Annotated in this window: 23 protein-coding genes and 1 tRNA gene; 16 read left to right on the top strand and 8 right to left on the bottom strand. The window is 72.0% G+C overall.

Annotated features, from left to right (window positions below):
- Positions 1 to 9: 9 nt before the first annotated feature.
- On the bottom strand, positions 10 to 939 hold the full coding sequence (locus ACN20G_RS20690; RefSeq protein ID WP_424214288.1) for an IclR family transcriptional regulator: 930 nt from the start codon (positions 937 to 939) through the stop codon (positions 10 to 12).
- A gap of 288 nt (positions 940 to 1,227) precedes the next feature.
- Between ACN20G_RS20690 and hsaA the strand changes: the two genes are divergently transcribed.
- From hsaA to pyk, 15 genes are all read left to right on the top strand, one after another.
- Positions 1,228 to 2,397 (top strand): 3-hydroxy-9,10-secoandrosta-1,3,5(10)-triene-9,17-dione monooxygenase oxygenase subunit, encoded by a 1,170-nt coding sequence (hsaA, locus tag ACN20G_RS20695; RefSeq protein WP_424214289.1) that lies wholly within the window; start codon positions 1,228 to 1,230, stop codon positions 2,395 to 2,397.
- Positions 2,394 to 3,275 carry a 4,5:9,10-diseco-3-hydroxy-5,9,17-trioxoandrosta-1(10),2-diene-4-oate hydrolase gene (hsaD, locus tag ACN20G_RS20700; RefSeq protein WP_424214290.1) on the top strand — a complete coding sequence of 294 codons (882 nt, stop codon included), beginning with the start codon at positions 2,394 to 2,396 and terminating at the stop codon, positions 3,273 to 3,275. The genes hsaA and hsaD overlap by 4 nt, the downstream gene beginning before the upstream one ends.
- A gap of 11 nt (positions 3,276 to 3,286) precedes the next feature.
- Positions 3,287 to 4,195 carry a VOC family protein gene (locus tag ACN20G_RS20705; RefSeq protein WP_424214291.1) on the top strand — a complete coding sequence of 303 codons (909 nt, stop codon included), beginning with the start codon at positions 3,287 to 3,289 and terminating at the stop codon, positions 4,193 to 4,195.
- Positions 4,183 to 4,695 carry a flavin reductase family protein gene (locus ACN20G_RS20710; RefSeq protein ID WP_424214292.1) on the top strand — a complete coding sequence of 171 codons (513 nt, stop codon included), beginning with the start codon at positions 4,183 to 4,185 and terminating at the stop codon, positions 4,693 to 4,695. Before ACN20G_RS20705 ends, ACN20G_RS20710 begins: the two co-directional genes overlap by 13 nt.
- On the top strand, positions 4,692 to 6,374 hold the full coding sequence (locus ACN20G_RS20715; protein WP_424214293.1) for an FAD-dependent oxidoreductase: 1,683 nt from the start codon (positions 4,692 to 4,694) through the stop codon (positions 6,372 to 6,374). Before ACN20G_RS20710 ends, ACN20G_RS20715 begins: the two co-directional genes overlap by 4 nt.
- A 275-nt stretch (positions 6,375 to 6,649) precedes the next feature.
- Positions 6,650 to 6,946, top strand: coding sequence for a hypothetical protein (locus ACN20G_RS20720; RefSeq protein WP_424214294.1), 297 nt, complete (start codon positions 6,650 to 6,652; stop codon positions 6,944 to 6,946).
- A gap of 160 nt (positions 6,947 to 7,106) precedes the next feature.
- Entirely contained in the window at positions 7,107 to 7,886 is a 780-nt protein-coding gene (locus ACN20G_RS20725) for a S1 family peptidase (RefSeq protein ID WP_424214295.1), read from the top strand.
- 289 nt (positions 7,887 to 8,175) lie between these two features.
- The gene (locus tag ACN20G_RS20730; RefSeq protein ID WP_424214296.1) at positions 8,176 to 8,874 is read left to right on the top strand and encodes a response regulator; all 699 of its coding nucleotides are present in this window, start codon (positions 8,176 to 8,178) and stop codon (positions 8,872 to 8,874) included.
- Positions 8,875 to 8,888: 14 nt separating this feature from the next.
- Positions 8,889 to 10,109 carry a sensor histidine kinase gene (locus ACN20G_RS20735; protein ID WP_424214297.1) on the top strand — a complete coding sequence of 407 codons (1,221 nt, stop codon included), beginning with the start codon at positions 8,889 to 8,891 and terminating at the stop codon, positions 10,107 to 10,109.
- An 11-nt stretch (positions 10,110 to 10,120) separates the two neighbouring features.
- The gene (locus ACN20G_RS20740; RefSeq protein WP_424214298.1) at positions 10,121 to 10,432 is read left to right on the top strand and encodes a chorismate mutase; all 312 of its coding nucleotides are present in this window, start codon (positions 10,121 to 10,123) and stop codon (positions 10,430 to 10,432) included.
- A gap of 73 nt (positions 10,433 to 10,505) precedes the next feature.
- Positions 10,506 to 13,025: an aminopeptidase N gene (gene pepN / locus ACN20G_RS20745; protein ID WP_424214299.1), complete on the top strand. Its 2,520-nt coding sequence runs from the start codon at positions 10,506 to 10,508 to the stop codon at positions 13,023 to 13,025.
- 298 nt (positions 13,026 to 13,323) lie between these two features.
- Positions 13,324 to 14,730, top strand: a complete 1,407-nt coding sequence (locus tag ACN20G_RS20750; protein ID WP_424215612.1) for a pyridoxal phosphate-dependent decarboxylase family protein — start codon at positions 13,324 to 13,326, stop codon at positions 14,728 to 14,730.
- Positions 14,727 to 16,148 (top strand): lysine N(6)-hydroxylase/L-ornithine N(5)-oxygenase family protein, encoded by a 1,422-nt coding sequence (locus ACN20G_RS20755; protein WP_424214300.1) that lies wholly within the window; start codon positions 14,727 to 14,729, stop codon positions 16,146 to 16,148. The genes ACN20G_RS20750 and ACN20G_RS20755 overlap by 4 nt, the downstream gene beginning before the upstream one ends.
- 110 nt (positions 16,149 to 16,258) lie before the next feature.
- The gene (locus ACN20G_RS20760; protein WP_424214301.1) at positions 16,259 to 17,014 is read left to right on the top strand and encodes an SIMPL domain-containing protein; all 756 of its coding nucleotides are present in this window, start codon (positions 16,259 to 16,261) and stop codon (positions 17,012 to 17,014) included.
- A 166-nt stretch (positions 17,015 to 17,180) separates the two neighbouring features.
- The gene (pyk, locus tag ACN20G_RS20765; protein ID WP_424214302.1) at positions 17,181 to 18,608 is read left to right on the top strand and encodes a pyruvate kinase; all 1,428 of its coding nucleotides are present in this window, start codon (positions 17,181 to 17,183) and stop codon (positions 18,606 to 18,608) included.
- Between the two features lie 129 nt (positions 18,609 to 18,737).
- Here pyk and ACN20G_RS20770 read toward each other — a convergent pair whose 3' ends face one another.
- Positions 18,738 to 19,484, bottom strand: a complete 747-nt coding sequence (locus tag ACN20G_RS20770) for a transcriptional regulator (protein ID WP_424214303.1) — start codon at positions 19,482 to 19,484, stop codon at positions 18,738 to 18,740.
- 110 nt (positions 19,485 to 19,594) lie between these two features.
- A tRNA-Leu gene (locus ACN20G_RS20775) sits at positions 19,595 to 19,667 on the bottom strand.
- A 103-nt stretch (positions 19,668 to 19,770) separates the two neighbouring features.
- On the opposite strand from ACN20G_RS20775, the gene ACN20G_RS20780 reads away from it, so the two are divergent.
- Entirely contained in the window at positions 19,771 to 20,421 is a 651-nt protein-coding gene (locus ACN20G_RS20780; RefSeq protein ID WP_424214304.1) for an ANTAR domain-containing response regulator, read from the top strand.
- Positions 20,422 to 20,514: 93 nt separating this feature from the next.
- On the opposite strand, the gene ACN20G_RS20785 is transcribed toward ACN20G_RS20780, so the two are convergent.
- The 5 genes from ACN20G_RS20785 to ACN20G_RS20805 form a co-directional block, all read right to left on the bottom strand.
- Complete coding sequence (locus ACN20G_RS20785) at positions 20,515 to 21,231, bottom strand: ABC transporter ATP-binding protein (protein WP_424214305.1); 717 nt, start codon at positions 21,229 to 21,231, stop codon at positions 20,515 to 20,517.
- Complete coding sequence (locus ACN20G_RS20790; protein ID WP_424214306.1) at positions 21,228 to 22,166, bottom strand: ABC transporter ATP-binding protein; 939 nt, start codon at positions 22,164 to 22,166, stop codon at positions 21,228 to 21,230. The genes ACN20G_RS20785 and ACN20G_RS20790 overlap by 4 nt, the downstream gene beginning before the upstream one ends.
- Positions 22,167 to 22,171: 5 nt before the next feature.
- Positions 22,172 to 23,983 carry a branched-chain amino acid ABC transporter permease gene (locus ACN20G_RS20795; RefSeq protein ID WP_424214307.1) on the bottom strand — a complete coding sequence of 604 codons (1,812 nt, stop codon included), beginning with the start codon at positions 23,981 to 23,983 and terminating at the stop codon, positions 22,172 to 22,174.
- A 5-nt stretch (positions 23,984 to 23,988) separates the two neighbouring features.
- Entirely contained in the window at positions 23,989 to 24,936 is a 948-nt protein-coding gene (locus ACN20G_RS20800; protein ID WP_424214308.1) for a branched-chain amino acid ABC transporter permease, read from the bottom strand.
- Positions 24,937 to 25,080: 144 nt separating this feature from the next.
- Positions 25,081 to 26,322, bottom strand: a complete 1,242-nt coding sequence (locus tag ACN20G_RS20805; RefSeq protein ID WP_424214309.1) for a branched-chain amino acid ABC transporter substrate-binding protein — start codon at positions 26,320 to 26,322, stop codon at positions 25,081 to 25,083.
- Positions 26,323 to 26,602 lie beyond the last annotated feature (280 nt).

The raw sequence follows: 26,602 nt of genomic DNA on the forward strand, positions 1-26,602 counted from the left end.
GGCGCGGGCCTACATCCAGGCCCCGCCCCGCAACCAGCCCATCATGTTGTCCATCGCCTGATCCGAGATCACCGACCCCACCGCCCCCGACCCGGCCCCCGAATCCGCCCGCCCCGGACCCGACGCGGCCCGCGGCGAGCCCGCCCGCGCGGCCCGCACCCCCCGCCCCGCCCCGTACAACTCCCGCCACACCGAGCGCACGCACGCCGTCACCAACGGCGCCAGCCGCGCCAACTCCCGCTCCCCGCGCTCCCCCCGCGAACACGACACCGACACCGCCGCCACCGCCCGCCCCGCCCCGCGCAGCGGCGCCGCCACACAACACACCCCGCGCACGCACTCCTCCCGGTCGAAGGCCACCCCCCGCTCCCGGACCGCCGCCAACTCGGCGCGCAGCGCCGAGGCCCGCGTCACCGTCCGCGGGGTGCGCGGCCGCAGCCCGCGTGCCAGGACCGACTCCGCGGCCGCCGGCTCCCCGAACGCCAGGATCGCCTTCCCCACCGCCGTGCAGTGCGCCGGCAACCGGCCGCCCACCCGCGAGGGCACGGCCGAGGAGTCCGCCCCGCCGATCCGTTCCAGACAGACCACGTCCGCCCCGTCCAGCACCGACAGGTGCACCAGCCGCCCGGTCTGCTCGTGCAACTCGTGCAGCCACGGCAACGCGGCCCGCCGCAGCCGGTTGTGGTGGGAGGCCAACGCGCCCAGTTCCAGCATCCCCAGCCCCATCCGGTAGTCCCGACCGTCCCGATCCAGCCACCGCAACTGCACGAGCTGGTCCAGGATCCGGTGCGCGGAGGACCGGGGGATCCCCGAGCGGCGCACCACCTCCGTCAGCGACAACCGGGGCTCGGCCCCCTCGAACGCCCCCAACACCCGAGCCGCCTTCTCCAACAGCGACAACGGCGCCCCGGAAACGGAGGCGGAGACCTGGTCGAGCATGAGAATCCCCCCATGTGAGGTGTTTCGCCGACCCTGACACGAGCCCCCGCGCGCGGGGAAGCACCCGGCGCGATGTATTTCAATCAGGCATACACCTTTTCGTAACATGGCCGAAACCGGTCCACCGCCCCACCGGCCCCACACCCTTCCCACTCAGCGGGAGCCACCCGTACCACCCCCCACCGGGCCCGGCGTACCGTCACCGCACCCCACACCTCCCCGGCTCCCCGACCGCCGCACCCGCACACCACCGCCCCGGTCGGCGAAGACCCCGAGAAAGGGACACCCATGAGCGACGAAGACGTCCTCGCAGCAGTCCGCGACCTCGCCCCCGCCCTCCGCGCCCGCGCGGCCGACACCGAGAACGCCCGCAAGGTCCCCGAGGCCACCGTCAAGGAACTCGCCGACACCGGCTTCTTCCGCCTCCTCCAACCCCGAGCCCACGGCGGCCACGCCACCCACCCCGGCCTCTTCCACGAAGCCGTCAAGACCATCGCCCGCGCCTGCGGCTCCACCGGCTGGGTCGCCTCCGTCGTCGGCGTCCACCCCTGGCACGTCGCCCTCTACGACCCCCGCGCCCAGGACGAGGTCTGGGGCACCGACCAGGACGCCCGCATCTGCTCCTCCTACGCCCCCACCGGCACCGTCACCCCCGTCGACGGCGGCTTCACCCTCACCGGCCGCTGGCACTTCTCCTCCGGCTGCGACCACACCGACTGGGCCCTCCTCGGCGGCCTCGTCACCGACGACGACGGCCGCCCCGTCGACATGCGCACCTTCCTCGTCCCCCGCACCGAATACCGGATCGACGACGTCTGGGACACCGTCGGCCTGCGCGGCTCCGGCTCCAACGACATCGTCCTCGACCAGGTCTTCGTCCCCGACCACCGCGCCCTCAGCTTCGGCCCCGTCACCGCCCTCGACGTCCCCGGCCACACCCTCAACCCCGAACCCCTCTACCGCCTCCCCTACGCCACCATCTTCACCACCACCATCTCCGCCCCCATCGTCGGCATCGCCGAAGGCGCCCTCGAAGCCCACGTCGACGCCACCCGCGAACGCTTCCGCGTCTCCTACGGCCAACAGGTCGCCGAAGACCCCTTCGCCCAGGTCCGCATCGCCCGCGCCGCGAGCGACATCGACGCCTCCTGGCTCCAACTGCGCCGCAACGTCGACGAACTCCACGCCCTCGCCGCCACCGGCGCCGAACTCCCCATGGCCCTGCGCGCCCGCGCCCGCCGCGACCAGGTCCTCGCCACCGAACGCTGCGTCGCCGCCGTCGACCTCCTCATGGAGAACGCGGGCGGCTCCGCCATGCGCACCGGCCCCGGCGTCCTCCAACGCGCCTGGCGCGACGTCCACACCGGCCGCGGCCACGCCGCCAACGACCCCGAACGCGCCCTCGTCCTCTACGGCCAGAGCGCCCTCGGCCTCGACATCCAGGACACCATGCTGTGAGCGATTCCCCCGCGTACGACGAGGAGAACACCAGCCGCACCGGCAAGGCCGGCGCCCTCACCCTCCGCTGGCACGAGGCCGGCCCCGACGGCCCGCCCGCCGACCCCGAGACCCCCGTCCTCGTCCTCCTCCACGGCGGCGGACCCGGCGCCTCCGGCTGGTCCAACTTCGGCCGCAACCTCCCCGCCTTCGCACCCCACTTCCGCACCCTCCTCATCGACCAACCCTGCTTCGGGGCCTCCGACAAGACCGCCCCCGACCGCGACTACTTCTCCTTCGCGGCCCGCGCCGTCGTCGACCTCCTCGACACCCTCGACATCCCCCGCGCCCACTTCGTCGGCAACTCCCTCGGCGGCGGCACCGCCACCCGCATCGCCCTCGACCACCCCGACCGGGTCGGCCGACTCCTCCTCATGGGCCCCGGCGGCATCTCCCTCAACCTCTTCCACGCCGACCCCACCGAGGGCATCCGCCGCCTCTTCGACTACAGCCTCGCCCCCGAACCCACCCGCGAGCAGATGCGCGCCTTCCTCACCACCCTCGTCCACGACCCGGCCCTCGTCACCGAGGAACTGATCGACGAACGCCACGCCCGCGCCCTGGACCCCGAGGCCCGCCTCGGCAACGCCCGCATGGGCGCCGCCTTCGCCGCCTTCCCCGAGGAGTCCATGCTCTGGCGCGAGGCCCACCGCATCACCCACCCCACCCTCCTGACCTGGGGCCGCGAGGACCGCGTCAACCCCGTCGACGGCGCCTTCCTCGCCCTCAAGGCCATCCCCGACGCCCGCCTGCACGTCTTCCCCCGCTGCGGCCACTGGGCCCAGACCGAGGCCGCCGACGCCTTCAACCGCCTCGCCCTCGACTTCTTCACCCCCTGAACAGGAGCACCATGGACATCCGCGCCCTCGGATACCTCCGCATCGAGACCACCGACCTGCCCGCCTGGCGCACCCACCTCCTCGACATCCTCGGCATGACCGAGGCCCAGGGCAGCACCGAGACGCGACTGGGCGTGCGCATCGACGACCGCGTCCACCGCTTCCAGTTCCTCGCCGGCGACACCGACCGCCTCGCCGCCGCCGGCTTCGAACTCGCCGACGCCGCCGCCCTCGCCACCGCCGTCCGCGAACTGGAGGCCGCCGGCGTCCCCGTCAAACCCGCCGACCAGGCCACCCTCGCCGACCGCCGCGTCCGCGACCTCGTCCACCTCGAAGACCCCAGCGGCAACCCCCTGGAGCTCTACTGGGGCCCCGCCCAGGACCCCACCCCCCTCGCCGCCCCCTACGGCAACCACTTCGTCACCACCGCCCCCGACGGCGAGGGCCTCGGCCTGGGCCACGTGGTCCTGCCCGCCCCCGACACCGAGGCCACCCTCGACTTCTACGAGAACCTCCTCGGCTTCCAACTCCGCGACTCCATGAGGCTCCCGCCCGTCGCCGTCCCCACCGGCGCCCCCGGCAAGGACTTCCACTGGATGCACTTCCTCAGCCCCAACCGCCGCCACCACAGCCTCGGCCTCTACCCCGGCGCCCTGCCCCCCGGCATCGTCCACTTCATGGTCGAGGTCGCCCGCCTCGACGACGTCGGCCACTGCCTCGACCGCACCACCGCCGCCGGCGTCCCCATCGCCTCCACCCTCGGCCGCCACTCCAACGACCACATGGTCTCCTTCTACGCCCAGGCCCCCGGCGGCTTCCAGGTCGAATACGGCTGGGACGGCCTCCTCGTCGACCCCGCCACCTGGACCGCGAAGGAGATCACCGCCGACAGCTTCTGGGGCCACCAGTGGAACGGCTGACCCCCGCACCACCGCCCCGGCCCGTGGACCCCGCCGCGTTCCGCGCGGTCCTCGGCACCTTCGCCTCCGGGATCACCGCCGTCGCCGCCCTCGACCCCGAGGGCCGGCCGGTCGGCCTGGCCTGCCAGTCCTTCGCCTCCCTCTCCCTCGACCCGCCCCTGGTGCTGCTCTGCGTCGCCAAGTCCTCCACCAGCTGGCCCCGGGTCGAGGCCGCCGGCCGCTTCGGCGTCAGCGTCCTGGCCGAGGACCAACGGGAGGTCTGCCGCGCCCTGGGCCGCCCGGGACCGGAGAAGTTCACGGACATCCCGTGGGAGACCACTCCGCACGGCGCGGTCCGGATCCCCGGCGCCCTCGCCACCGCGGACTGCGCCGTCGAGACCGTCCACGACGCGGGCGACCACCACCTGGTGACCGCCCGCGTGCTGGCCCTGGACTCCCGACCGGACGGCGCGCCCCTGCTCTACTTCCGCAGCGACTACGCCACCGGAGCCTTCGGATGACCGATCCCACCCGCACCCCCGACGCCGTGTACGACGTGGTCGTGGTCGGCTCCGGCGCCGCCGGCCTGGCCGCCGCGATCACGGCCCGGCTGCGCGGCCTGACCGCGCTCGTGGTGGAGAAGACCGACAAGTACGGCGGGTCCACCGCCCTGTCCGGCGGCGCGATCTGGGTGCCCGGCAACGCGCACCTGGATCGCGCCGGTCTCGCCGACACCCGCGACAAGGCCCGCGCCTACCTCGACGCGACCGTCGGCGACCGGGTGCCGGCGGCCCGCCGCGAGGCGTACCTGGAGCACGGGCCGCGCATGGTCGCCGAGTTCCACGAGCGCACCGACGTCCGCTTCGTGTACACCCCCGGCTACTCCGACTACTTCCCGGAGGAGCCGGGCGGCATGGCCCAGGGCCGCTCGATCGAGCCGGAGATCGTGGACCTGCGCCGGCTCGGCCCGCTCGCCCGCGACCTGCGCCGCGCCGGACTGCCCACGTACGGGCTGACCATGACCTCCCACGACTTCCGCTTCCTGAACATGGTGGCCCGCACCTGGGCCGGCAAGCGGACCTCCGTGAAGGTCGGGGCCCGCGCGGTCGGTGCCCTGCTCACCGGGCGCCGGTTGCTGTCCCTGGGGGAGGCGCTGGTGGCCCGGATGCGGCTCTCGCTGCACCGGCTGGGCGGGGAGCTGTGGCTGTCGACGCCGCTGACCGGCCTGGTCACGGACCCGGCGACGGGCCGGGTGACGGGGGTGCGGGTGGAGCGCGCCGGCCGGCCGGTGACGGTGACCGCGCGGCGCGGCGTCGTCCTCGCCTCGGGCGGTTTCTCGCACGACGCGGAGCTGCGCGCCAAGCACCTGCCGCACCCCACCTCCACCGCGTGGACCCATGCCTCGCCCGGCCAGACCGGGGACGCGCTGCGGCTGGGGGAGGAACTGGGGGCGGCGACGGACCTGCTGGACCGGGTGTGGGGCGCGCCCTCGGTGTGTCCGCCGGGCGGGCGGCCGTTCTTCCTGGTCGCCGACCGGGGCATCCCGGGGATGGTGATCGTGAACGCGGCGGGGGAGCGGTACGCCAACGAGGCGGCCCCGTACCACGCGTTCGTGGACGCCATGTACGCGGCGGACCGGCCGGAGGCCACGACCGTGCCCTCCTGGCTGATCCTCGACGCGCGGTCCAAGGCCCGCTACCTGTTCGCGGGGCTGTTCCCCGGGCAGCCCTTCCCGAAGGAGTGGGTGAGCGGCGGTTTCGTGCGCCGGGGCGCGAGCGTCGCGGAGCTGGCGGCGGAGATCGGCGCGCCGGGGCTGGAGGCGACGGTGCGCCGGTTCAACGGGTTCGCGGCGGACGGGGTGGACGCGGACTTCGGGCGCGGGAACTCCGTCTACGACCGCTACTACGGGGACCCGACGCTGCCCAACCCGAACCTGGCGCCGTTGGAGAAGGGCCCGTTCTGGGCGGTGCCGGTGCACCCGGGGGACATCGGCACGAAGGGCGGGCTGGTCACGGACGGGGACGCGCGGGTGCTGCGCGAGGACGGGACGGCGATCGCCGGGCTGTACGCGGCGGGCAACTGCTCGGCGGCGGTCATGGGGGAGACCTACCCGGGCCCGGGCGCGACGATCGGCCCCGCGATGGCCTTCGCATGGGCAGCGGCGAACGCGATGGCCGCGGAACCCGCCCCCGGGGACTGACCGCCCCGCCGGAAGCCCGTCCCACGCGGTGTGTCGACCTTGTGGGGCGGGCACACCCTCGGCATGGACGGGGGAACGGTCGTCTTGATCGTCATCGCCGGGGTCGTCGGCGTGTGGTTGCTCGCGGGGTTGCTCTTCGCGGTCTTCGGTTCGGGCTCCTCGGGTCACACCAGGGGTTCCGGTGACGGCAGCTCCGGGGGTTCCGGGAGCGGTTCGAGCGGCGGCTGCGGCGGCGGTTGCGGCGGCGGCTGTGGTGGATGCGGGGGGTGTGGGTGATGGCTCGGGTCGTGTGGGGCGTGATCGGCGGGCTCGTGGTGCTCGGAGCGTGGGGGGCGGTCGCGCTGCTCGCGTGGGATCCGGACCTCGCCGCGCAGCGCGCGTGGTGGGGTGACGGGCTGCCGTGGCTCGGGATCCTGCCGACGGTGCTGGTGGCCGCCGTCGGGCTGATCGCGGTGCTCGTGGACGGCTCCTCGGGCGGCGGGGGCGGCTGGTCGGGCGGTGACGGCGGGGCCGGACTGGGCTCCGGGTGTGGTGGCGGTTGTGGCGGGGGCGGCTGCGGCGGGGGCCTGTAGTCGGCGCTCCGCGATCCGTGGCCCGCGTTCGCGCGGGGCGGGGGAGGGGCGGCCGAAGGGGGCCGGCCGAAAACGGGGCCTTGCGGGCGACCGTTCGTTCGGGTGACATGTACGCGTCACGAACGCGTTGCCCCACCCCCACGAAAGGCAGTGCCCACCCGTGAACCTCACCCTTCCGCGCGCCCTCAAGCGACTCCTCGCCGCCGGCGCCGTCACCCTCGCCGCCCTCAGCCTCCAACCCGCCGCCGCCAGCGCCGGCACCGCCCCCGTCGTGGGCGGCACCCGCGCCGCCCAAGGCGAGTTCCCCTGGATGGTCCGCCTCTCCATGGGCTGCGGCGGCGCCCTCTACACCCAGCAGATCGTCCTCACCGCCGCCCACTGCGTCAGCGGCTCCGGCAACAACACCTCCATCACCGCCACCGCCGGCGTCGTCGACCTCCAGAGCGGCAGCGCGATCAAGGTCAAGTCCACCAAGGTCCTCCAGGCCCCCGGCTACAACGGCCAGGGCAAGGACTGGGCCCTGATCAAGCTCGCGCAACCCATCAACCTCCCCACCCTCAAGATCGCCGACACCACCCGCTACAACACCGGCGACTTCACCGTCGCCGGCTGGGGCGCGGCCACCGAGGGCGGGGCCCAGCAGCGCTACCTCCTCAAGGCCACCGTCCCCTTCGTCACCGACGCGGCCTGCAAGAACGCCTACGGCACCGACCTCGTGCCCGCCGAGGAGATCTGCGCCGGCCGGCTCGGCGTCGGCGGCGTCGACACCTGCCAGGGCGACTCCGGCGGCCCCATGTTCCGCCGCGACGACGCCGGCGCCTGGATCCAGGTCGGCATCGTGAGCTGGGGCCAGGGCTGTGCCCGCCCGAACTACCCCGGCGTCTACACCGAGGTCTCCACCTTCGCCTCCGCCATCCGCACCGCCGCCGCCGGCCTCTGACCCCACCGGCCCCACCCACCGCACCCACCGCACGACCCCGCACCACCCCCGCCTCCGCCGTCCGGCCGATCCGAAACCGGCCGGACGACGGAGGCGACACCCGTTTCCGCCCCGTAGCGTGGGTCGGGGCCTCGCGGGGCCGGACCCCCCACGGCGCACGAGGGGGCCCGACCCCGCGACCCCTTCGTCACCCGCCCGTCCGGTTGCGGGCACTCGCGGCCACCGGTCCGATGGGAGGAAGGCCCGTCGACAGCGGCACGGACTACGGACGAGTGGGGCAGGACAGCGCATGACGATCAGCGTGGTCATCGCGGACGACCAGGAGATGGTCCGGACCGGCTTCCGGATGATCCTGGAGAGCCAATCCGACATCGAGGTCCTCGCCGACGTCGTCGACGGCGAGGCCGCCCTCGACGCCGTCGAACGCCTCCACCCCGACGTCCTCCTCCTCGACATCCGCATGCCGAAACTCGACGGCCTGGAGGTCACCCGCCGCCTCGCCGGCCGCACCTCCCCCCGCATCGTCATCGTCACCACCTTCGACCTCGACGAATACGTGCACTCCGCGCTCCACGGCGGCGCCTCCGGCTTCCTCCTCAAGGACTCCAGCCCCGCCATGCTCGTCGAGGCCGTCCGCGCCGCCGCCGTCGGCGACTCCCTCGTCTCCCCCGCCATCACCGTCCGCCTCCTGCGCGAGATGGCCCCCCGCACCCCCGCCGCGGCCGCCCGCCGCCCCTCCGAACCCCTCACCGAACGCGAACGCGAAGTCGTCCAGTGCCTCGCCCGCGGCCTCACCAACGCCGAGATCGCCGCCGAGCTCTACGTCTCCCTCTCCACCGTCAAAACCCACCTCGCCAACGTCCAGACCAAACTCGACGCCCGCAACCGCGTCGAGATCGCCGCCTGGGCCTGGGAAAGCGGCCTCGCCATCCCCACCGCAACCCCCGCCGACCCCGACGGCACGGGCACCCGGCCCGCCGGACGCTGACCCCGCCCGCCCCCGTGAGCCCCCTCGCCGGCTGGGTCCGCCGCCACCCCCGCGCCGCCGACCGGGCCCGCCTCGCCCTCACCGTCCTCCTCCTCGGCCTCGTCACCACCGAGGGCGTCACCCTGGCCCGACAGCCCACCTACCCCCACGCCGTCGTGTGGACCTCCGGCATCGTCGTCTGCCTCTGTGCCGCCCCCTGGCCCCGAATCCCCCTCCTCGCCCGCGCCCGCCTCGCCGCCCTCGCCACCTGGACCGCCACCGGCCTCCTCCTCTTCGGCCGCCACCCCCTGAAGGTCTGGGGCGGCGGCGAGGCCATCGCCCTCCTCATCCTCCTCAGCCAGGTCCTGCTCCGCGCCCCCGCCCGCGTCGCCGCCACCCTCGGCCCCGCCCTCGCCCTGGGCTGCATGGCCGTACCCGTCCGCGACGCCGACCCCGGCCGCTTCACCCTCCTCTTCTCCGTCCTCGCCGTCGTCGTCGCCGCCTACTCCCTCCTCCTGCGACTCCAGAGCGTCCAACGCCGACGCGAGGTCCACGCCGCCCGCACCGCCGAACGCCTCGAACTCGCCCGCGAACTCCACGACCTCGTCGCCCACCACGTCACCGGCATCGTCGTCGAGGCCCGCGCCGCCCGCTTCACCGGCGTCGACGCCACCCGCGCCGCCGAGATCCTCGCCCGCATCGAGACCGCCGGCGACGAAGCCCTCCGCTCCATGCGCCGCCTCGTCAAGGTCCTGCGCGAGGACCACCCCGCCGAGACCGGCACCGCCCCCGTCGCCGGCCTCGCCGAGATCCACACCCTCACCGACCGTTTCACCACCACCGGCGGACCCCCCGTCGCCCTCTACATCGAAGACGGCCTCGACCGCACCCTCCCCGGCGACATCGCCGCCACCGCCCACCGCATCGTCCTCGAAGCCCTCACCAACATCACCAAACACGCCGCCGACGCCACCGCCGTCCGCGTCGGCCTGCGCACCACCCCCGCCGGCCTCGAACTCCGCGTCGCCGACGACGGCCGACACCCCGCCGCCCTCTCCGACAGCGCCCGCGGCGGCGGCTACGGCCTCATCGGCATGACCGAACGCGCCGAGGCCATGGGCGGCACCCTCACCGCCGGCCCCGCCCCCGAAGGCGGCTGGCAGGTCACCGCCCACCTCCCCCTCGACCCACCCCGCCGCGAGACACCCGTCTCACACCCCGATACCGGCCCCACCCCCACCCCACCCGCCCCGTAAGCTCGCACACCATGAACACCAGCGACACCGACGAAGTCCGCGCCGAACTCGACCGCCTGCGCGACAGCATCGACAACATCGACGCGGCCGTCGTGCACATGCTCGCCGAACGCTTCAAATGCACCCAGCAGGTCGGCCACCTCAAGGCCCGCCACGATCTCCCGCCCGCCGACCCGGCCCGCGAAGCCCGCCAGATCGCCCGCCTGCGCACCCTCGCCGAATCCGCGAAACTCGACCCCGCGTTCGCCGAGAAACTCCTGAACTTCATCATCGCCGAGGTCATCCGCCACCACGAGACCATCGCCGCCGGCGAAGACGCCTGACCCCCGGGGCCCCGGCCCCCGCCCCGGGGAACACCCCTGGGGCGCACCCCACCCCGTGCGGCAGCATGAACCCATGTCCGCACTGACGCGCAACGAAGCGCAGACCCGAGCCGCACTCCTCGACGTCCGGCAGTACACCGTCGCCCTGGACCTCACCACCGGGCCCGACACCTTCGACTCCACCACCGAGATCACCTTCGCCGCCCGCACCGCCGGCGACACCTTCGTGGAGCTCAAACCGGACGACCTGCGCTCCGTCACCCTCGACGGCCGGCCCCTCGACCCCGCCGCCCACACCGACGACCGGATCCCGCTCGCCCTCACCCCCGGCGAACACACCCTCCGCGTCGAGGCCCGCATGCGCTACAGCCACACCGGCGAGGGACTGCACCGCTTCACCGACCCCGCCGACGGCGAGAGCTACGTGTACAGCCAGCTCTTCCTCGACGACGTCCAACGCGTCTTCGCGGCCTTCGACCAGCCCGACCTGAAGGCGAGCTTCACCTTCACCGTCACCGCCCCCGACCACTGGACCGTCCTCGCCAACGGCCTCGCCACCCGCACCGGCGACCACACCGCCACCGACGGCACCACCACCGCCGGCATCTGGACCACCGCCCCCACCCCCGCCATCTCCACCTACCTCGCCGCCGTCGCCGCCGGCCCCTGGCACAGCGTCCGCACCGAACACGCCGGCCTCCCCTTCGGCATCCACTGCCGCCGCAGCCTCGCCCCCCACCTCGACACCGACGCCGACGAGATCCTCGCCCTCACCACCGCCTGCTACGACCGCTACCACGAGAAATTCGCCGAGCCCTACCCCTTCGACTCCTACGACCAGGCATTCGTCCCCGAATTCAACGCCGGCGCCATGGAGAACCCCGGCCTCGTCACCTTCCGCGACGAATTCGTCTACCGCTCCGCCGTCACCGACACCGAACGCCAGACCCGCGCCATGGTCATCGCCCACGAAATGGCCCACATGTGGTTCGGCGACCTCGTCACCCTCCGCTGGTGGGACGACATCTGGCTCAACGAGTCCTTCGCCGAGTACATGGGCTACCAAACCCTCGTCGAAGCCACCCGCCACACCGACACCTGGACCGAATTCGGCGTCACCCGCAAAGCCTGGGGCTACGAAGCCGACCAACGCCCCACCACCCACCCCGTCGCCCCCGACCCCCAGGACGTCCCCGACACCGCCTCCGCCCTCCTCAACTTCGACGGCATCTCCTACAGCAAGGGCGCCTCCGCCCTGCGCCAACTCGTCGCCTGGATCGGCGAGAAGGAGTTCCTCGCCGGCGTCAACACCCACATCACCCGCCACAAATTCGCCAACGCCTCCCTCGACGACTTCCTCACCTCCCTCGCCGCCCACACCGACCGCGACGTCCACACCTGGGCCCGCACCTGGCTGCGCACCACCGGCGTCGACGTCCTCACCCCCCACCTCACCGACGACGACACCGGCTGGACCCTCACCGTCACCCGCGACGGCACCCGCCCCCACCACATCGGCGTCGGCCTCCACGACCGCACCCCCGACGGACACCTCGAACGCCGCGACCTCCTCACCCTCGACCTCCCCACCGACGAGGTCCTCTCCGGCACCGGCCCCCGACCCGCCCTCGTCCTCCTCAACGACGGCGACCTCGGCTACGCCCGCGTCCGCTTCGACGACACCTCCCTCCACACCGTCCTCACCGACCTCACCCACGTCCCCGACCCCCTCTCCCGCGCCGTCATCTGGAACTCCCTGCGCGACCAGGTCCGCGACGGACTCCTCCACCCCCAGCGCTACCTCGACGCCGCCCACACCCACCTCCCCCACGAAACCGACCTCGCCATCGTCCAAGGCGTCCTCACCCACGCCCGCCGACAGATCACCGACCACTACCTCACCCCCGACCAACGCCCCACCGCCCTCACCCTCCTCACCTCCCTCACCCGCGCCCTCATCCGACGCACCGAGGACGGCACCGACCCCGGCCTGCGCCTCGCCGCCGTCCGCACCTTCATCGACAGCGCGAGCCACCCCGAGGTCATCGCCGACTGGCTCGCCGAGGACACCGTCCCCGGCGGACCCGAACTCGACCCCGAACTCCGCTGGCGCATCCTCACCCGCCTCGCCGTCCTCGGCGCCATCGCCGAACCCGAGATCGCCGCCGCCCAGGCCGCCGACCCCAGCTCCACCGGAGCCGAAGGCGCCGCCCGCTGCCGCGCCGCCCTCCCCGACCCCCAGGCCAAGACCACCGCCTGGAACCTCCTCTTCCACGACGACACCCTCTCCAACAACCTCTTCACCGCCGTCGCCGACGGATTCTGGCAACCCGAACAGGCCGAACTCACCACCCCCTGGCTCGCCCACTACCACCCCGACGCCGCCGCCCTCGCCGACCGCCGAGGCCCCGCCATCGCCCTCGCCGCCGGCCGATTCGCCTTCCCCACCACCACCGTCACCCCCGAAAACCTCCAGGCAGGCCGCACCGCACTCGACAACCCCGACCTCACCCCCGCCCTGCGCCGCACCCTCGCCAACCAAGTCGACGACCTCGACCGCGCCCTCCGCGTCCGCACCGCCCACACCACCTGACCCACCCCACCCACGGCCGAAAATCGCCCCCGCACCCCGCCCCGACGGTTACCCCAAACGGGTCTGATCGTTGTACGGGCAGGGTGCCTGCCCCCGTCCCCACGAAGGACACCCGGCGCGCGACGCCCGGCACCACACCGCCCGGGCCGACCCACCGGACCGGGACACGCACCCCGCGTGCGTGCCCGGACCGGTGCCGCACCGGGCGGCCACCGCGCGCCCCACCCGGCCGCACACCACCGCCCAACGCGGCCGGCCCGGGCACCCGCCCGACCCGAACGCGCCCGTGGAGAACCGCATGACCCGCCCGCCCGGCAGCACGCCCGCACCCCCCCTCGCCGGCGGCCCCCACGGACCCCAGGCCCTCCGCCCCCTCCTCGACACCGTCCTCGACGCCCTGCGCACCGGCACCGACGCACGCCCCGGCCCCCTCCCCGCCGGCGGCCCCACCACCGTCGCCCGCACCGTCCACGACGCCCTCGAACCCCTCGGCGGACTCCTCCCCGACCACGGCACCGGCCCCCACGAGGCCCTCCGCACCCTCGTCCACGCCCTCGCCGCCGGCTCCGCCGACCCCGCCCACCCCCACTGCGCCGGCCACCTCCACGGCCCCCCACTCGCCCTCGCCGTCGCCGCCGACCTCGCCGCGAGCGCCCTCAACCCCTCACTCGACTCCTGGGACCAGGCCCCCGCCGCCACCGAGATCGAAACCACCCTCACCCGCCTCCTCGCCCACCACTTCCACCCCCACGCCCCCCACCCCGACGCCCTCCTCACCACCGGCGGCACCGAAGCCAACCACCTCGCCCTCCTCCTCGCCCGCGAACACCACGGCCCCCACCTCACCGTCATCACCGGCGCCAACGCCCACCACTCCATCCCCCGCGCCGCCTGGCAACTCGGCCTCACCCCACCCCACACCCTCCCCACCCCCACCGGCGTCATCGACCCCCACACCCTCCACAACGCCCTCACCCACACCACCGGCCCCACCCTCGTCACCGCCACCGCCGGCACCACCGACACCGGACAAATCGACCCCCTCCACCCCATCGCCGACCTCTGCCGCCACCACGGCGCCGACCTCCACATCGACGCCGCCTACGGCGGCACCCTCACCTTCAGCCCCACCCACCGACACCTCCTCGACGGCCTCCACCACGCCCACACCCTCACCGTCGACCTCCACAAACTCGGCTGGCAACCCGTCGCCGCCGGCCTCCTCACCACCCCCGACCACACCCGCCTCACCCCCCTCACCCACCGCGCCGACTACCTCAACCCCCCCGACGACACCGAAGCCGGCCTCCCCGACCTCCTCGGCCGCAGCCTCCGCACCACCCGCCGCCCCGACGCCCTCAAAATCGCCACCACCCTCCGCGCCCTCGGCCGCGACGGCCTCGCCCACCTCATCGACACCACCCTCGACCTCACCCACCACCTCGCCCACCTCATCCACCACAGCCCCCACCTCGAACTCCACTCACCCCCCACCCTCACCACCCTCCTCTTCCGCCCCCACCACACCACCGACACCCAACTCGCCCAACTCCGCCGCACCCTCCTCCACCAAGGCCACGCCGTCCTCGGCCGCGCCCACGCCGACGGCCGCCTCTGGCTCAAGGCCACCCTGCTCAACCCCCACACCACCCACGGCGACCTCACCGCCCTGGTGACCCTCCTGGAAGGCAACAGCCCACGATGACCGCACCACTCGACGCCCCCCACGACCTCGTCGGCATCGGCATCGGCCCCGCCAACCTCTCACTCGCCGCCCTCACCCACGGACTCACCGACCGCCGCACCCCACCCACCACCCGCCCCCTCACCACCGCCTTCTACGACCAACGCCACGACTTCCGCTGGCACCCCGGCCTCCTCCTCGACGGCGCCACCCTCCAAGTCCCCTTCCTCGCCGACCTCGTCACCCTCGCCGACCCCACCAGCCCCTGGACCTTCCTCAACTGGCTCCGCACCCGCGACCGACTCTTCCCCTTCTACTTCGCCGAGCGCTTCCACATCCAACGCGCCGAATACGACGCCTACTGCCGCTGGGTCGCCGACCAACTCCCCAACCTCCACTTCGGCCACCAAGTCGACGCCGTCCGCTGGAACCCCGAACGCGCCCTCTTCGAAGTCGACTTCACCCAACTCGACCAAGACGGCGAAGCCGAAGCCCTCGGCCGCACCCACACCCGCAACCTCGTCCTCGGCATCGGCACCGCCCCCCACATCCCCGAACCCCTCCGCCCCCTCACCGACGCCCCCACCGTCCCCGTCATCCACTCCGCCGACTACCTCGACCACCGCGCCCGCATCCTCGCCGCCGAACACGTCACCGTCATCGGCAGCGGCCAATCCGGCGCCGAAGTCTTCCTCGACCTCCTCCGCGCCCGCCCCACCGGCACCGAACGCCTCGCCTGGCTCGCCCGCACCCCCTCCTTCGCCCCCATGGAGTACTCCAAACTCGGCCTCGAACACTTCACCCCCGACTACACCCGCTACTTCCACGCCCTCCCCGAACACGTCCGCGACCGCCTCGTCCCCGCCCAATGGCAACTCCACAAGGGCATCGACACCGACACCATCACCGCCATCCACGACGAGCTCTACCGCCGCACCCTCGACGGCGGCTGGCCCGACACCGTCCTCACCCCCGGCGTCACCGTCCGCACCGCCGGCCGCGTCGCCACCACCAAGATCGAACTCCACCTCGAACACGCCGACCAAGGCACCCGCTCCCGCCTCACCACCGACGCCGTCGTCCTCGCCACCGGCTACCAGGAACGCCCCCTCGGCCGCCTCCTCGCCGGACTCGACCCCTACCTCCGCAAAGACAGCTCCGGCCGCCCCCGCATCGACGACAAACACCGCATGATCCTCGACCCCACCGTCACCGGCACCGTCTTCGTCCAAAACGGCGAACGCCACACCCACGGCGTCGGCGCCCCCGACCTCGGCCTCGCCGCCTGGCGCAGCGCCCGCATCCTCAACACCCTCACCGGCACCGACCCCTACCCCCTCCCCGACCGCACCGCCTTCACCACCTTCGGCCTCCACCCCCGCGAAGCCGAACGCCCCCGCCCCACCGGCGCCCTCCGCCCCCTCGTCGAACACCCCTGACCCACCAACCACCCCGGCCCGCCGAACAACCCACCCCCGCACCCCCGGAACCCCCGCCCCCACCGGGGGCGGACCCACCCCCACCCCCGCACCAGTGCGAGAGTGACCCCATGACCGAACCACAACCCACCCACCGGAACCCCATCGACCCCAACCCCACCCACCCCGACCAGCCCTACGGCACCCCCACCGTCCCCCGCGTCTCCGTCCGCGGCGAAGCCCGCCTCGAAGTCGACCCCGAAATCGCCCGCATCGTCATCACCGTCAGCGCCCGCGGCACCGACCGCCGCACCACCCTCGACGACCTCACCCGACGCAACAACCAAATCGTCGCCCTCCTCAAAGAACACCCCGAAGCCGTCGAGAAGATCGAGACCGGCGCCCTCTCCATCACCCCCGAACTCACCCGCCACGGCCGCGGCGAACGCGTCCGCTCCCACCAAGGCCGCGTCCACATCACCGCCGAACTCGGCGACTTCACCACCCTCGGCGACCTCGCCGGCCGCATCGCCGACCACGACATGACCCGCGTCGACGGCCCCTGGTGGAGCCTGCGCCCCGACTCGCCCGCCCACGGCCGAGCCCGCCGACAAGCCGTCCTCGACGCCGTCCAACGCGCCCGCGAATACGCCGAGGCCCTCGGCTCCCACCTCACCGCCCTCGTCGAACTCGCCGACCTCGGCGCCGAAGGCACCCCCGGCGGCCACGGAAGCCCCCTCGCCGCCCCCGCCGGCGTCATGCGCTCCATGGGCTACGGAGCCGGCGCCGAAGCCGCCGAAGCCCAACCCCTCGACCTCGAACCCCAACGGCAGACCGTCCAGGCCCAGGTGAACGCCCGCTTCACCATGAGCCCCCCGGCCCTCTGAAACCCCGGAATTCCTGCCGAGAAACAACCCGAGAAGCCACGCCGGGGGTGCTCAGAAGAGCACCCCCGCGCACATTCAACAATTGTCAACAAGGCTTCGCCCAGAGTCCGTTGAGCCGACACCCCACGCCCGTTCACTACCGCCCGGTAGGGCATACGCTCACCCCATGCGCCGAGCTAAAATCGTATGTACCCTGGGCCCCGCCACCGACTCGTACGAGCAGATCAAAGCCCTCGTCGAAGCCGGAATGAACATCGCCCGATTCAATCTCAGCCACGGCACCTACGCCGAACACGAAGAGCGATACCACCGCGTCCGCAAAGCAGCCGACGAAACCGGCCGCAGCGTCGGCATCCTCGCGGACCTTCAAGGCCCGAAGATCCGACTCGGCCGATTCGCCGAAGGCCCCGTACTCCTCGAACGCGGCGACGAATTCACCATCACCGTCGAACCCGTCGAAGGCGACCGCCACACCTGCGGCACCACCTACCAAGGTCTCCACCAGGACGTCACCCCCGGCGAACGCATCCTCGTCGACGACGGCCGCGTCACCCTCGAAGTCACCACCGTCGACGGCCCCCGCGTCCACACCCGCGTCATCGAAGGCGGCATGGTCTCCGACCACAAGGGACTCAACCTCCCCGGCGTCGCCGTCTCCGTCCCCGCCCTCAGCGACAAGGACATCGAAGACCTCCGCTGGGCCCTGCGCACCGGCGCCGACATCATCGCCCTCAGCTTCGTCCGCACCGGCCGCGACATCGACGACGTCCACCGCGTCATGGACGAGGAAGGCCGCCGCCTCCCCGTCATCGCCAAGGTCGAAAAACCCCAGGCCGTCGAGAACATCGACGACATCGTCGCCGCCTTCGACGGCATCATGGTCGCCCGCGGCGACCTCGGCGTCGAAATGCCCCTCGAACAAGTCCCCATCGTCCAAAAGCGCGCCGTCAAACTCGCCAAGCGCAACGCCAAACCCGTCATCGTCGCCACCCAGATGCTCGACTCGATGATCGACAACAGCCGCCCCACCCGCGCCGAGGCCAGCGACGTCGCCAACGCCGTCATCGACGGCACCGACGCCGTCATGCTCTCCGGCGAGACCAGCGTCGGCGCCCACCCCATCGAAACCGTCCGCACCATGTCCCGCATCGTCGAAGCCGCCGAGGAAGACCTCCTCGCCAAGGGACTCCCGCCCCTCACCGACCGCAACAAACCCCGCACCCAAGGCGGAGCCGTCGCCCGCGCCGCCGCCGAGATCGGCGACTTCCTCGACGCCAAATACCTCGTCGCCTTCACCCAGAGCGGCGACACCGTCAAACGCCTCAGCCGCTACCGCTCCCCGATCCCCCTCCTCGCCTTCACCCCCGACCCCGCCACCCGCGCCCAACTCAACCTCACCTGGGGCGTCGAAACCTTCCTCGGCCCCCACGTCGAATCCACCGACGCCATGGTCGCCCAAGTCGAGGAAGAACTCCTGCGCACCGGCCACTGCGACACCGGCGACGTCGTCGTCATCACCGCCGGCTCCCCGCCCGGAGTCCCCGGCTCCACCAACCTGGTCCGCGTCCACCGCATCGGCGACCCCGTCCACTGACGCGTCCGACCACCCCCGACGACGGCACCGCGCCCACCCCGCGCCACCCCCGTCCCCCGGGGCCCGACCGGCCCCCGCCCCCGTACCCGCCCGGAGCGGCCCACCGGCCGCCCGGGCGCCCGTGCCACGTCAGTGCTTCGCCCCCACGTGCACATCCATCAGGGCCACGGCCTCCCGCCGCGCGACGGAGATGTTCGCCGCGTTGGACCGCCGCCACGCCACGCCCAGCACGTCCAGGGTGTCGGTGAACAGCCGCCGGATGTCCTCGGACCGGTTGGTGAAGAAGTACCGCGGATAGACGTGCGCGCGCCGCTCCCCGGCCACCGTCTCCCGCACCACGCGGTTCTCCGTCCGGCAACCGTCCGAGTGCACGAGTCCGCGTACCAGCTCCCACGGATGCGCGTCGACCAGCTCCCGCTGCCAGGGTTCGAGCGCGATCCGCCGTTCGTGCTTGCGACCGGGGCCGGCCTGCGGGAACAGGCAGGGCCAGTGCCTGCCGTAGCTCTCCACGGACACGCACCCCTGTTTGCGGACCCGGGAGAAGGAGGCGTTCGGCCGGACGGTGCTGATCGCCTCCTCGCAGAGCGTGATCAGCCCGGGCCAGGCGTCCGCGCACGCGATCCGCAGCACGTGTCCGCCCGCGCGGCGGGCGCTCACGCAACCGTCGCCGAGGTACAGGCCGAGCAGGTAGACGTACGCGGCCGAATCGGCGGGCGGCGCGCAGGGCTCTGGCCGTATCCCGGGCAGCGGCTCGATCCGCTCCCGCCAGGCGCGCAGCGCGGCCCGCGATATCCCGGTCTCCCGGCTGACGGAGTTGAGGCTGCGACCCTGGTCGAGGAGGCGGAGGGCCGAGCGGCGCGTTTCGATCCCGTACACGCGGTCGAGGCTCGACGAAGGATTCGGCGCGCGTCGTCCGCATCGTGAGACTTCACCAAAACGAGTGAAGGTCACGCGATTCTCGCGTGACCTTCGAATCTCAGGAAAAGTGCCCCGAGTCGGATTCGAACCGACACTGAATGGTGTTTGAGACCATCGCCTCTGCCATTGGGCTACCGGAGCCGGCCTCGGAATCGAAGGTTTCCTTCGACCCGCTGCGAGTCCACCATACCGTAGCCGGATAGGCTCGTGGGAGCAGAAACATGCCCGCATCAAGGAGCCTCCCGTGACCGCCCCCGAGTCGCCCACGCCCGTCGACGCCGACCAGTCGCACGTCCCGCCGCTGACGACCCGCGTCGTGATCGCCGAGGACGAGGCCCTCATCCGCCTCGACCTCAAGGAGATGCTGGAGGAGGAGGGCTACTCCGTCGTCGGCGAGGCCGGGGACGGGCAGGCCGCCGTCGAGCTGGCCCGCGAGCACAAGCCCGACCTGGTGATCCTCGACGTGAAGATGCCGATCCTCGACGGGATCTCCGCCGCCGAGAAGATCGCCGAGGAGTCCATCGCCCCGGTGCTGATGCTGACCGCCTTCTCCCAGCGGGACCTGGTGGAGCGGGCGCGGGACGCGGGGGCGATGGCGTACCTCGTGAAGCCGTTCAGCAAGAGCGACGTGGTGCCGGCCATCGAGATGGCCGTCTCGCGGTTCACGGAGCTGCGCGCGCTGGAGAAGGAGGTCGCGGACCTCTCGCAGCGGCTGGAGACCCGCAAGCTGGTGGACCGGGCGAAGAGCGTGCTCCAGACCCAGTACGGGCTGACGGAGCCCGCGGCGTTCCGGTGGATCCAGAAGACGTCGATGGACCGGCGGATGTCGATGCAGCAGGTGGCCGAGGCGGTCATCGAGGACGCCGAGGAGAAGAAGAACGCCGCGAAGGGCTAGCTTTCCGCCCCCGCCCGCGGCGTCCCCGGGCGCGTACGAGGCCGGCCCGCCACCCCGAACGGGGGTGGCGGGCCGGCTTTCGTGTGGGGTGGGTCAGTCCTCGCCGAGGTATGCCTTGCGGACGTCCTCGTTGACGAGGAGTTCGCGGCCGGGGCCGGAGAGGACGATCTTGCCGATCTCCATGACGTGGCCCTGGTCGGCGAGCGAGAGCGCGGCCTGCGCGTTCTGCTCGACGAGGAGGATCGTGGTGCCGGACGCCTTGAGCTCGGCGATCGTGGCCATGATCTTCTGCATCATGATCGGGGAGAGGCCCATGGAGGGCTCGTCGAGCATGAGCAGCTTGGGCTGGGACATCAGGGCCCTGCCCATGGCGAGCATCTGCTGCTCGCCGCCGGAGAGGGTGCCGGCGGCCTGCTTTCGGCGTTCCCCGAGGATGGGGAAGAGGTCGTAGGCGCGCTGGACGTCCTTGGTGATGCCGGCCTTGTCGCTGCGCAGGAAGGCGCCGAGGAGCAGGTTGTCCTCGATGCTCATGCGCGGGAAGATGTGCCGGCCCTCGGGGGAGTGGGCCAGTCCCAGGGAGACGATCTGGTGCGCGGGGGTCTTGCGCAGGGACTTGCCGTTGAAGCGGATCTGGCCGCCGCGGGGCTTGATGAGTCCGGAGAGGGTGCGCAGGGTCGTCGTCTTGCCGGCGCCGTTGGTGCCGATGAGGGTGACGATCTGGCCGGCTTCGACGGAGAAGGAGATGCCCTTGACGGCCTCGATCTTGCCGTAGGCGACGCGGAGGTCCTCGACCTCCAGCAGTGCGGTCATCGTCCCTCTCCGTCCGTGGTGCTGGTGGTGCTGTCGTTGCCGGTGGTGTCCTCGGTGGCCTCCGCGCGCTGGGCGTGGGCCTCGGCGGCGGCGACCTCGGCGGCCTCTTCCTCGCCGGGGGCGCCTTCGAAGGGTTCGCCGAGGTAGGCGGCGACGACGCGTTCGTCGCTCTGGACTTCGGCGGCGGTGCCCTCGATGAGTTTCTCGCCTTGGACGAGGCAGGCGACGCGGTCGCAGAGGTTGAAGATGAAGCGCATGTCGTGCTCGATGACGAGGACGGCGATGCCCTGGTCGCGGATCGCGAAGATGAGTTCTTCGGTGGCGCGGGTTTCCTGGGGGTTCATGCCGGCGGTGGGCTCGTCGAGGAGGAGGAGTCCGGGGTCGCTGGCGAGGGCGCGGGCGATCTCCAGTTTGCGCTGTTCGCCGTAGGGGAGGTTGCGGGCGAGGTGGTCGGCCTTGTGGGCGAGGCCGATGAACTCCAGGAGTTCGAGGGCTCGGGCGCGGCTGGCGGCTTCCTCGCGGTGGTAGCTCGGGAGGCGCAGGAGGGCGGACCAGAGGCCGACCTTGGTGCGGGTGTGGCGTCCGACGAGGACGTTTTCCAGGACCGTCATGTTGTTGAAGAGGCGGATGTTCTGGAAGGTGCGGGCGATGCCGGCCGCGGTGACCTTGTAGGACTTGGGGGGCAGGACGGTGCCCTTGTAGCGGACCTCTCCCTCGGTGGGGATGTAGAGGCCGGTGAGGCAGTTGAAGAAGGTGGTTTTGCCGGCGCCGTTGGGGCCGATGAGGCCGACGATTTCGCCGCTCTTGACGGTGAGGTCGACGTTGTTGACGGCGGTGAGGCCGCCGAACCGCATGATGACGCCGCGGGCGTCGAGGACGGTTTCGCCGGTTCCGGGGGCGCCGGGGGCGGTGGTGGTGTCGGTGGTGGTGGTCATTGGGTTCATGCCCCCTTGCCGAGGACGGTCGGGGTGTCGGCCGACTCGTGCAGTTCGAGCTGGTTGCGCCGGTTGGGGATGAGGCCCTCGGGGCGCAGCCGCATCAGGACGATGAGGGCGACGCCGAAGAAGAAGAGTTGGGTCTCGCCCATGAACTGGAGCTTGTTGGGGAGCAGGAAGAGGAGGGCGCCGCCGACGAGGGGGCCGGCGATGGTGCCCATGCCGCCGAGGACGACGGCGGCGAGGAGGAAGGCGGAGTTCGGGGGGACGGCGTTGGCGAACACGTACTGGTCGGGGGTGACCGTGTAGTTGACGTGGGCCTGGACGGCTCCGGCGAAGCCGGCGAGGGTGGCGCCGAGGGCGAAGGCGATGAGTTTGACGCGGAAGCCGTTGATGCCCATGGCTTCGGCGGCGGTCTCGTCTTCGCGGATGGCGACCCAGGAGCGGCCGATGCGGGATTCGGCGCTGCGTCGGAAGACGAGGACGACGAGGAGGGTGATGAGCAGCATCAGCAGGAAGTAGTTGGCGAAGCGGCCGATGGTGAAGCCGCCGATGCTGTGTGCCGCGCCGAAGTCGAAGCCGAAGAGGTTGATGTTGGGGACGCCGGCGATGCCGTTGGGGCCGTTGGTGATGTCGGGGCCGGAGACGCCGTCGAGGTTGTTCATGGAGATGCGGAAGATCTCGCCGAAGCCGAGGGTGACGATGGCGAGGTAGTCGCCGCGCAGTCGCAGGGTGGGGGCGCCGATGAGGACGCCGAAGATCATGGACGCGGCGGCGCCGACGAGGAGGGCGGCCCAGAAGGGGAGGTGGACTCCGAAGGGGGAGTTGGGGCTGCCGGAGACGAGGGCGGCGGTGTAGGCGCCGACGCCGAGGAAGGCGACGTAGCCGAGGTCGAGGAGGCCGGTGAGGCCGACGACGATGTTCAGGCCGAGGGCGACGGTGGCGAAGATCAGGATGTTGACGCCGAGGTTCGCGTATTGGTCGTCGGTCTGGGTGAGGGGGAACGCGGCGGCGGCGGCGAAGGCGCCGACGAGGGCGACGTTGCGGTGCCGGGCGGTGAGGGTGGTGACGCGGGCGATGAGGCCGGCCTTGGAGAGGGCGGCGAAGCCGAAGCCGGCGAGGAACAGGAAGCCGATGAAGAGTTCCTGGTACGCGGTGCCGATGCCGTAGGTGAACACGCCGAGGGCGAGGCCGAGGACGGCCGCGATGATCAGGATCTCGGCGGCGGCGGGCAGGGGCTTGGCGGGGGTGGCGGTGCCGCTGGTGAAGGCGGCGCGGAGGATCGCGAACTGGTTGCGGGTGTCGTGCTTGAAGCGTTCGTAGCCGGTGTCCTCGGGGTCGACGGGCTCGGTGTCGGGCCGGTCGAAGGGGAGGGCGAAGGCGGCGAGCGTGGTGAGGAGGGTGACCGCGGCGACGACGAAGCCGCCGGGTTCGAGGTTGACGATGCCGCCGAGTTCCCAGGAGATGGAGACGACGGTGTACCAGGCGGTGCCGAGGGCGGCGAGGGAGGCGAGCTTGAGGGCGCCGTCGCCGCCGTTGGGGGTGAGCCAGGCCAGGCCCTTGACGCCGTAGGAGGAGAGGGCGAACAGGAGGGTGAGGGCGCCGGCGATGAGGACCTGCCATTGCAGGCCGCCGGGGTAGCCGTAGACGGTGAGGTTGCCGGGGTAGGCGGTGGACCAGGTCCAGGCGAGGAAGGCGGAGGCGATCGTGAGGACGGAGCCGCCGGTGACGAGGGCGCGGGCGGGGCCGGCGGGGATCGGCAGGAAGCCGGTGGCCGGGGTGGTCCGCGCGGTGTCGGGGGTGGTGGTGGTCGTCATGGTTCTCACGCCCTGTCCGCGACGCGCTCGCCCAGCAGGCCCTGGGGCCGGAAGAGGAGCACGAGGATGAGGAGGACGAACGCCCAGGTGTTGCCCCAGGACTGTCCGCCGAGTTGCTGCATGCCGGGGATGTCGGCGATGTAGGCGGTGGTGAGGGTCTCGGCGAGGCCGAGGACCAGGCCGCCGATCATGGCGCCGTAGATGTTGCCGATGCCTCCGAGGACGGCGGCGGTGAACGCCTTGAGGCCGAGGAGGAAGCCCATCTTGAAGTTGACCTCGCCGTACTTGAGGCCGTAGGCGACGGCTCCGACGGCGGCGAAGACGGCGCCGAGGGCGAACGCGATCGTGATGATGCGGTCGGTGTTGATGCCCATGAGCTTGGCGGTGTCGGGGTCCTGGGCGGTGGCCTGCATGCCGCGTCCGGTGCGGGTCTTGGCGACGAACCAGCCGAGGAAGGCCATGGAGATCGGGGCGGCGAGGAGGAGGAAGACGTCACCGGTCTGGATGGTGACGCTGCCGATTTCGAAGGGGCCGCCGGGGATCTCGGGGAAGACGAGGGAGGACTTGGAGTCCGGGACGCCGGACACGTCGTCGTACCAGGCCCAGACGGCCTGCTGGAGGGCGAGGCTGAGGCCGATGGCGGTGATGAGGGGGGCCAGGCGGGGCGCGTTGCGCAGGGGCCGGTAGGCGAAGCGTTCGGCGCCCACGGCTATGAGGGTGGCGACGATGACGGCGCCGATGATCATGAGGGGCAGGGCGAGCCACATGGTGGTGCCCGCGGGAAGCATGAGCCAGACGCTGAGGGCCCCGAAGCCGCCGGTCATGAAGATCTCGCCGTGGGCGAAGTTGATGAGCTGGACGATGCCGTAGACCATCGTGTAGCCAATGGCGACGAGCCCGTACATGGATCCCAGTAGCAGGCCGTTGACCAGCTGTTGCGGCAGTTCGTGCACCGCAGGTCCTCCGAGTCTTTCGACGGATGTGACACCGCGCGGGGCGCGTGTGGTGACGCGCGCCCCGCGCGGTAGGAGCTTTGTCGGTCCCGGGCCGGCCCCGGGGTGGGAGGGGGGCCGGTCAGGGGTGGCGACGGGTGCGGATCAGCCGCCGTAGGTGCCGGACTTGACGGTCTTCCATTCGGTGCCCTCGACCTTGTAGACCGTGAGCTGCTTGTTGGTGGCGTCGCCGAACTCGTCGAAGGAGACCTTGCCGGTCACGCCGTCGAAGGAGACGCCCTGGACGGCTTCGAGGACCTTGGCGCGGGCGTCGGCGGGGAGCTTGCCGCCGTTGCCCTCGACGACCTTCTTGACGCCTTCGATGACGGCCCAGGCCGAGTCGTAGGCGTAGCCGCCGTAGGCCGCGTAGGGCTCCTTGAAGCCGGCCTTCTTGTAGTCCTCGACGAACTGCTTGGCGGAGTCGAGGCTTTCGACGGGGGCGCCGACGGAGGTGGCGAGGTCGCCGGCGGCGTCGGCGCCGGCGAGCTCGACGAACTTCTTGTCGTAGATGCCGTCGCCGCCGATGAGCGGGACCTTGACGCCGGCGGCCTTGAGCTGCTTGCTCAGCGGGCCGGCGGCCGGGTATTCGCCGCCGTAGTAGACGACGTCGGGGGCGGCGGACTTGACCTGGGTCACGATCGCGGAGAAGTCCTTGCTCTCCGGGTCGATGTGGCCCTCGCCGGCGACGGCGCCGCCGAGCTTGGTGAACTCGCCCTTGAAGGTGCCGGCGAGGCCCGCGCCGTAGGTCTTCTTGTCGTCGATGATGAAGACCTTCTTCTTGCCCGCGTCGTTGAAGAGGTACTGCGCGGCGAAGGGGCCCTGGATGGCGTCGGTGGTGGCGGTGCGGAAGTAGCTCTTGTACGTGCGCACCTTCTGGCCCTCGGCCCACTTGGGGCCCTGGCTCAGGGAGGGGCTGGTGTTGGCCGGGGAGACCTGGACCAGCTTGGCGTCGTCGAAGACCTTCTGCATGGACTCGGAGACCGAGGAGTTCAGGGGGCCGACGACGCCGAGGACGTCCTTGTCGGCGACGAGCTTGGTGGCGTTCTGCTGTCCGGAGGACGGCTGGGCCTGGTCGTCGAGCGGGACGATCTTGAAGGTGACGCCCTTGACGAACTTCTTGTCGTTGGCGATCTTCGCGGCGAGGTCGGCGGAGTTCTTGATGCCGAGGCCGAGGGCGGAGAGGTCGCCGGAGAGCGGGGCGTCGACGCCGATGGAGACGGTGATGTCCCCGCCGCCGCCGGCGTTGTCGCCGCCGCCCTTGTTCTCGTCGCGGGATCCGCAGGCGGTGAGAGTGAGGGCACCCGCGGCGAGTGCTGCCGTCACGGCGATGAGCGAACGTTGACGCACGGTCAGTCCTTTCCAGGCACGGCGTCCCCCCTGGGACGCGCCGAGTCGAACGCGGGGAACCGATCGGGAATGGATCCGGCCGTCGCGGTGACTGGCCGTGACTCTAGGCGGCTGATCGGGAGATATGCAGCGCTCCGGCCAATGATGTGACTCTCTTGTTATGCCACGGCGTAATGCATACCGGATCTCGGCGGGTGGATAGAGGGAATTCCGGGCGATTCGTCACGTCCGCATGTTGAGACGACGCAGCAGTGTCCGGGCGTTTAGGTGCTGTCGTGGC

This window comes from Streptomyces dryopteridis (assembly GCF_049606955.1).
GTDB lineage: Bacteria > Actinomycetota > Actinomycetes > Streptomycetales > Streptomycetaceae > Streptomyces.

Coding starts and splice junctions, on each gene's coding strand:
- hsaA (WP_424214289.1), top strand. CDS start 1,228: ATGAGCGACGAAGACGTCCTCGCAGCAGTCCGCGACCTCGCCCCCGCC.
- ACN20G_RS20760 (WP_424214301.1), top strand. CDS start 16,259: ATGACCGAACCACAACCCACCCACCGGAACCCCATCGACCCCAACCCC.
- ACN20G_RS20755 (WP_424214300.1), top strand. CDS start 14,727: ATGACCGCACCACTCGACGCCCCCCACGACCTCGTCGGCATCGGCATC.
- ACN20G_RS20690 (WP_424214288.1), bottom strand. CDS start 939: ATGCTCGACCAGGTCTCCGCCTCCGTTTCCGGGGCGCCGTTGTCGCTG.
- ACN20G_RS20790 (WP_424214306.1), bottom strand. CDS start 22,166: ATGACCACCACCACCGACACCACCACCGCCCCCGGCGCCCCCGGAACC.
- ACN20G_RS20715 (WP_424214293.1), top strand. CDS start 4,692: ATGACCGATCCCACCCGCACCCCCGACGCCGTGTACGACGTGGTCGTG.
- ACN20G_RS20730 (WP_424214296.1), top strand. CDS start 8,176: ATGACGATCAGCGTGGTCATCGCGGACGACCAGGAGATGGTCCGGACC.
- ACN20G_RS20785 (WP_424214305.1), bottom strand. CDS start 21,231: ATGACCGCACTGCTGGAGGTCGAGGACCTCCGCGTCGCCTACGGCAAG.
- ACN20G_RS20750 (WP_424215612.1), top strand. CDS start 13,324: ATGACCCGCCCGCCCGGCAGCACGCCCGCACCCCCCCTCGCCGGCGGC.
- ACN20G_RS20705 (WP_424214291.1), top strand. CDS start 3,287: ATGGACATCCGCGCCCTCGGATACCTCCGCATCGAGACCACCGACCTG.
- ACN20G_RS20740 (WP_424214298.1), top strand. CDS start 10,121: ATGAACACCAGCGACACCGACGAAGTCCGCGCCGAACTCGACCGCCTG.
- ACN20G_RS20720 (WP_424214294.1), top strand. CDS start 6,650: ATGGCTCGGGTCGTGTGGGGCGTGATCGGCGGGCTCGTGGTGCTCGGA.
- ACN20G_RS20795 (WP_424214307.1), bottom strand. CDS start 23,983: ATGACGACCACCACCACCCCCGACACCGCGCGGACCACCCCGGCCACC.
- pepN (WP_424214299.1), top strand. CDS start 10,506: ATGTCCGCACTGACGCGCAACGAAGCGCAGACCCGAGCCGCACTCCTC.
- pyk (WP_424214302.1), top strand. CDS start 17,181: ATGCGCCGAGCTAAAATCGTATGTACCCTGGGCCCCGCCACCGACTCG.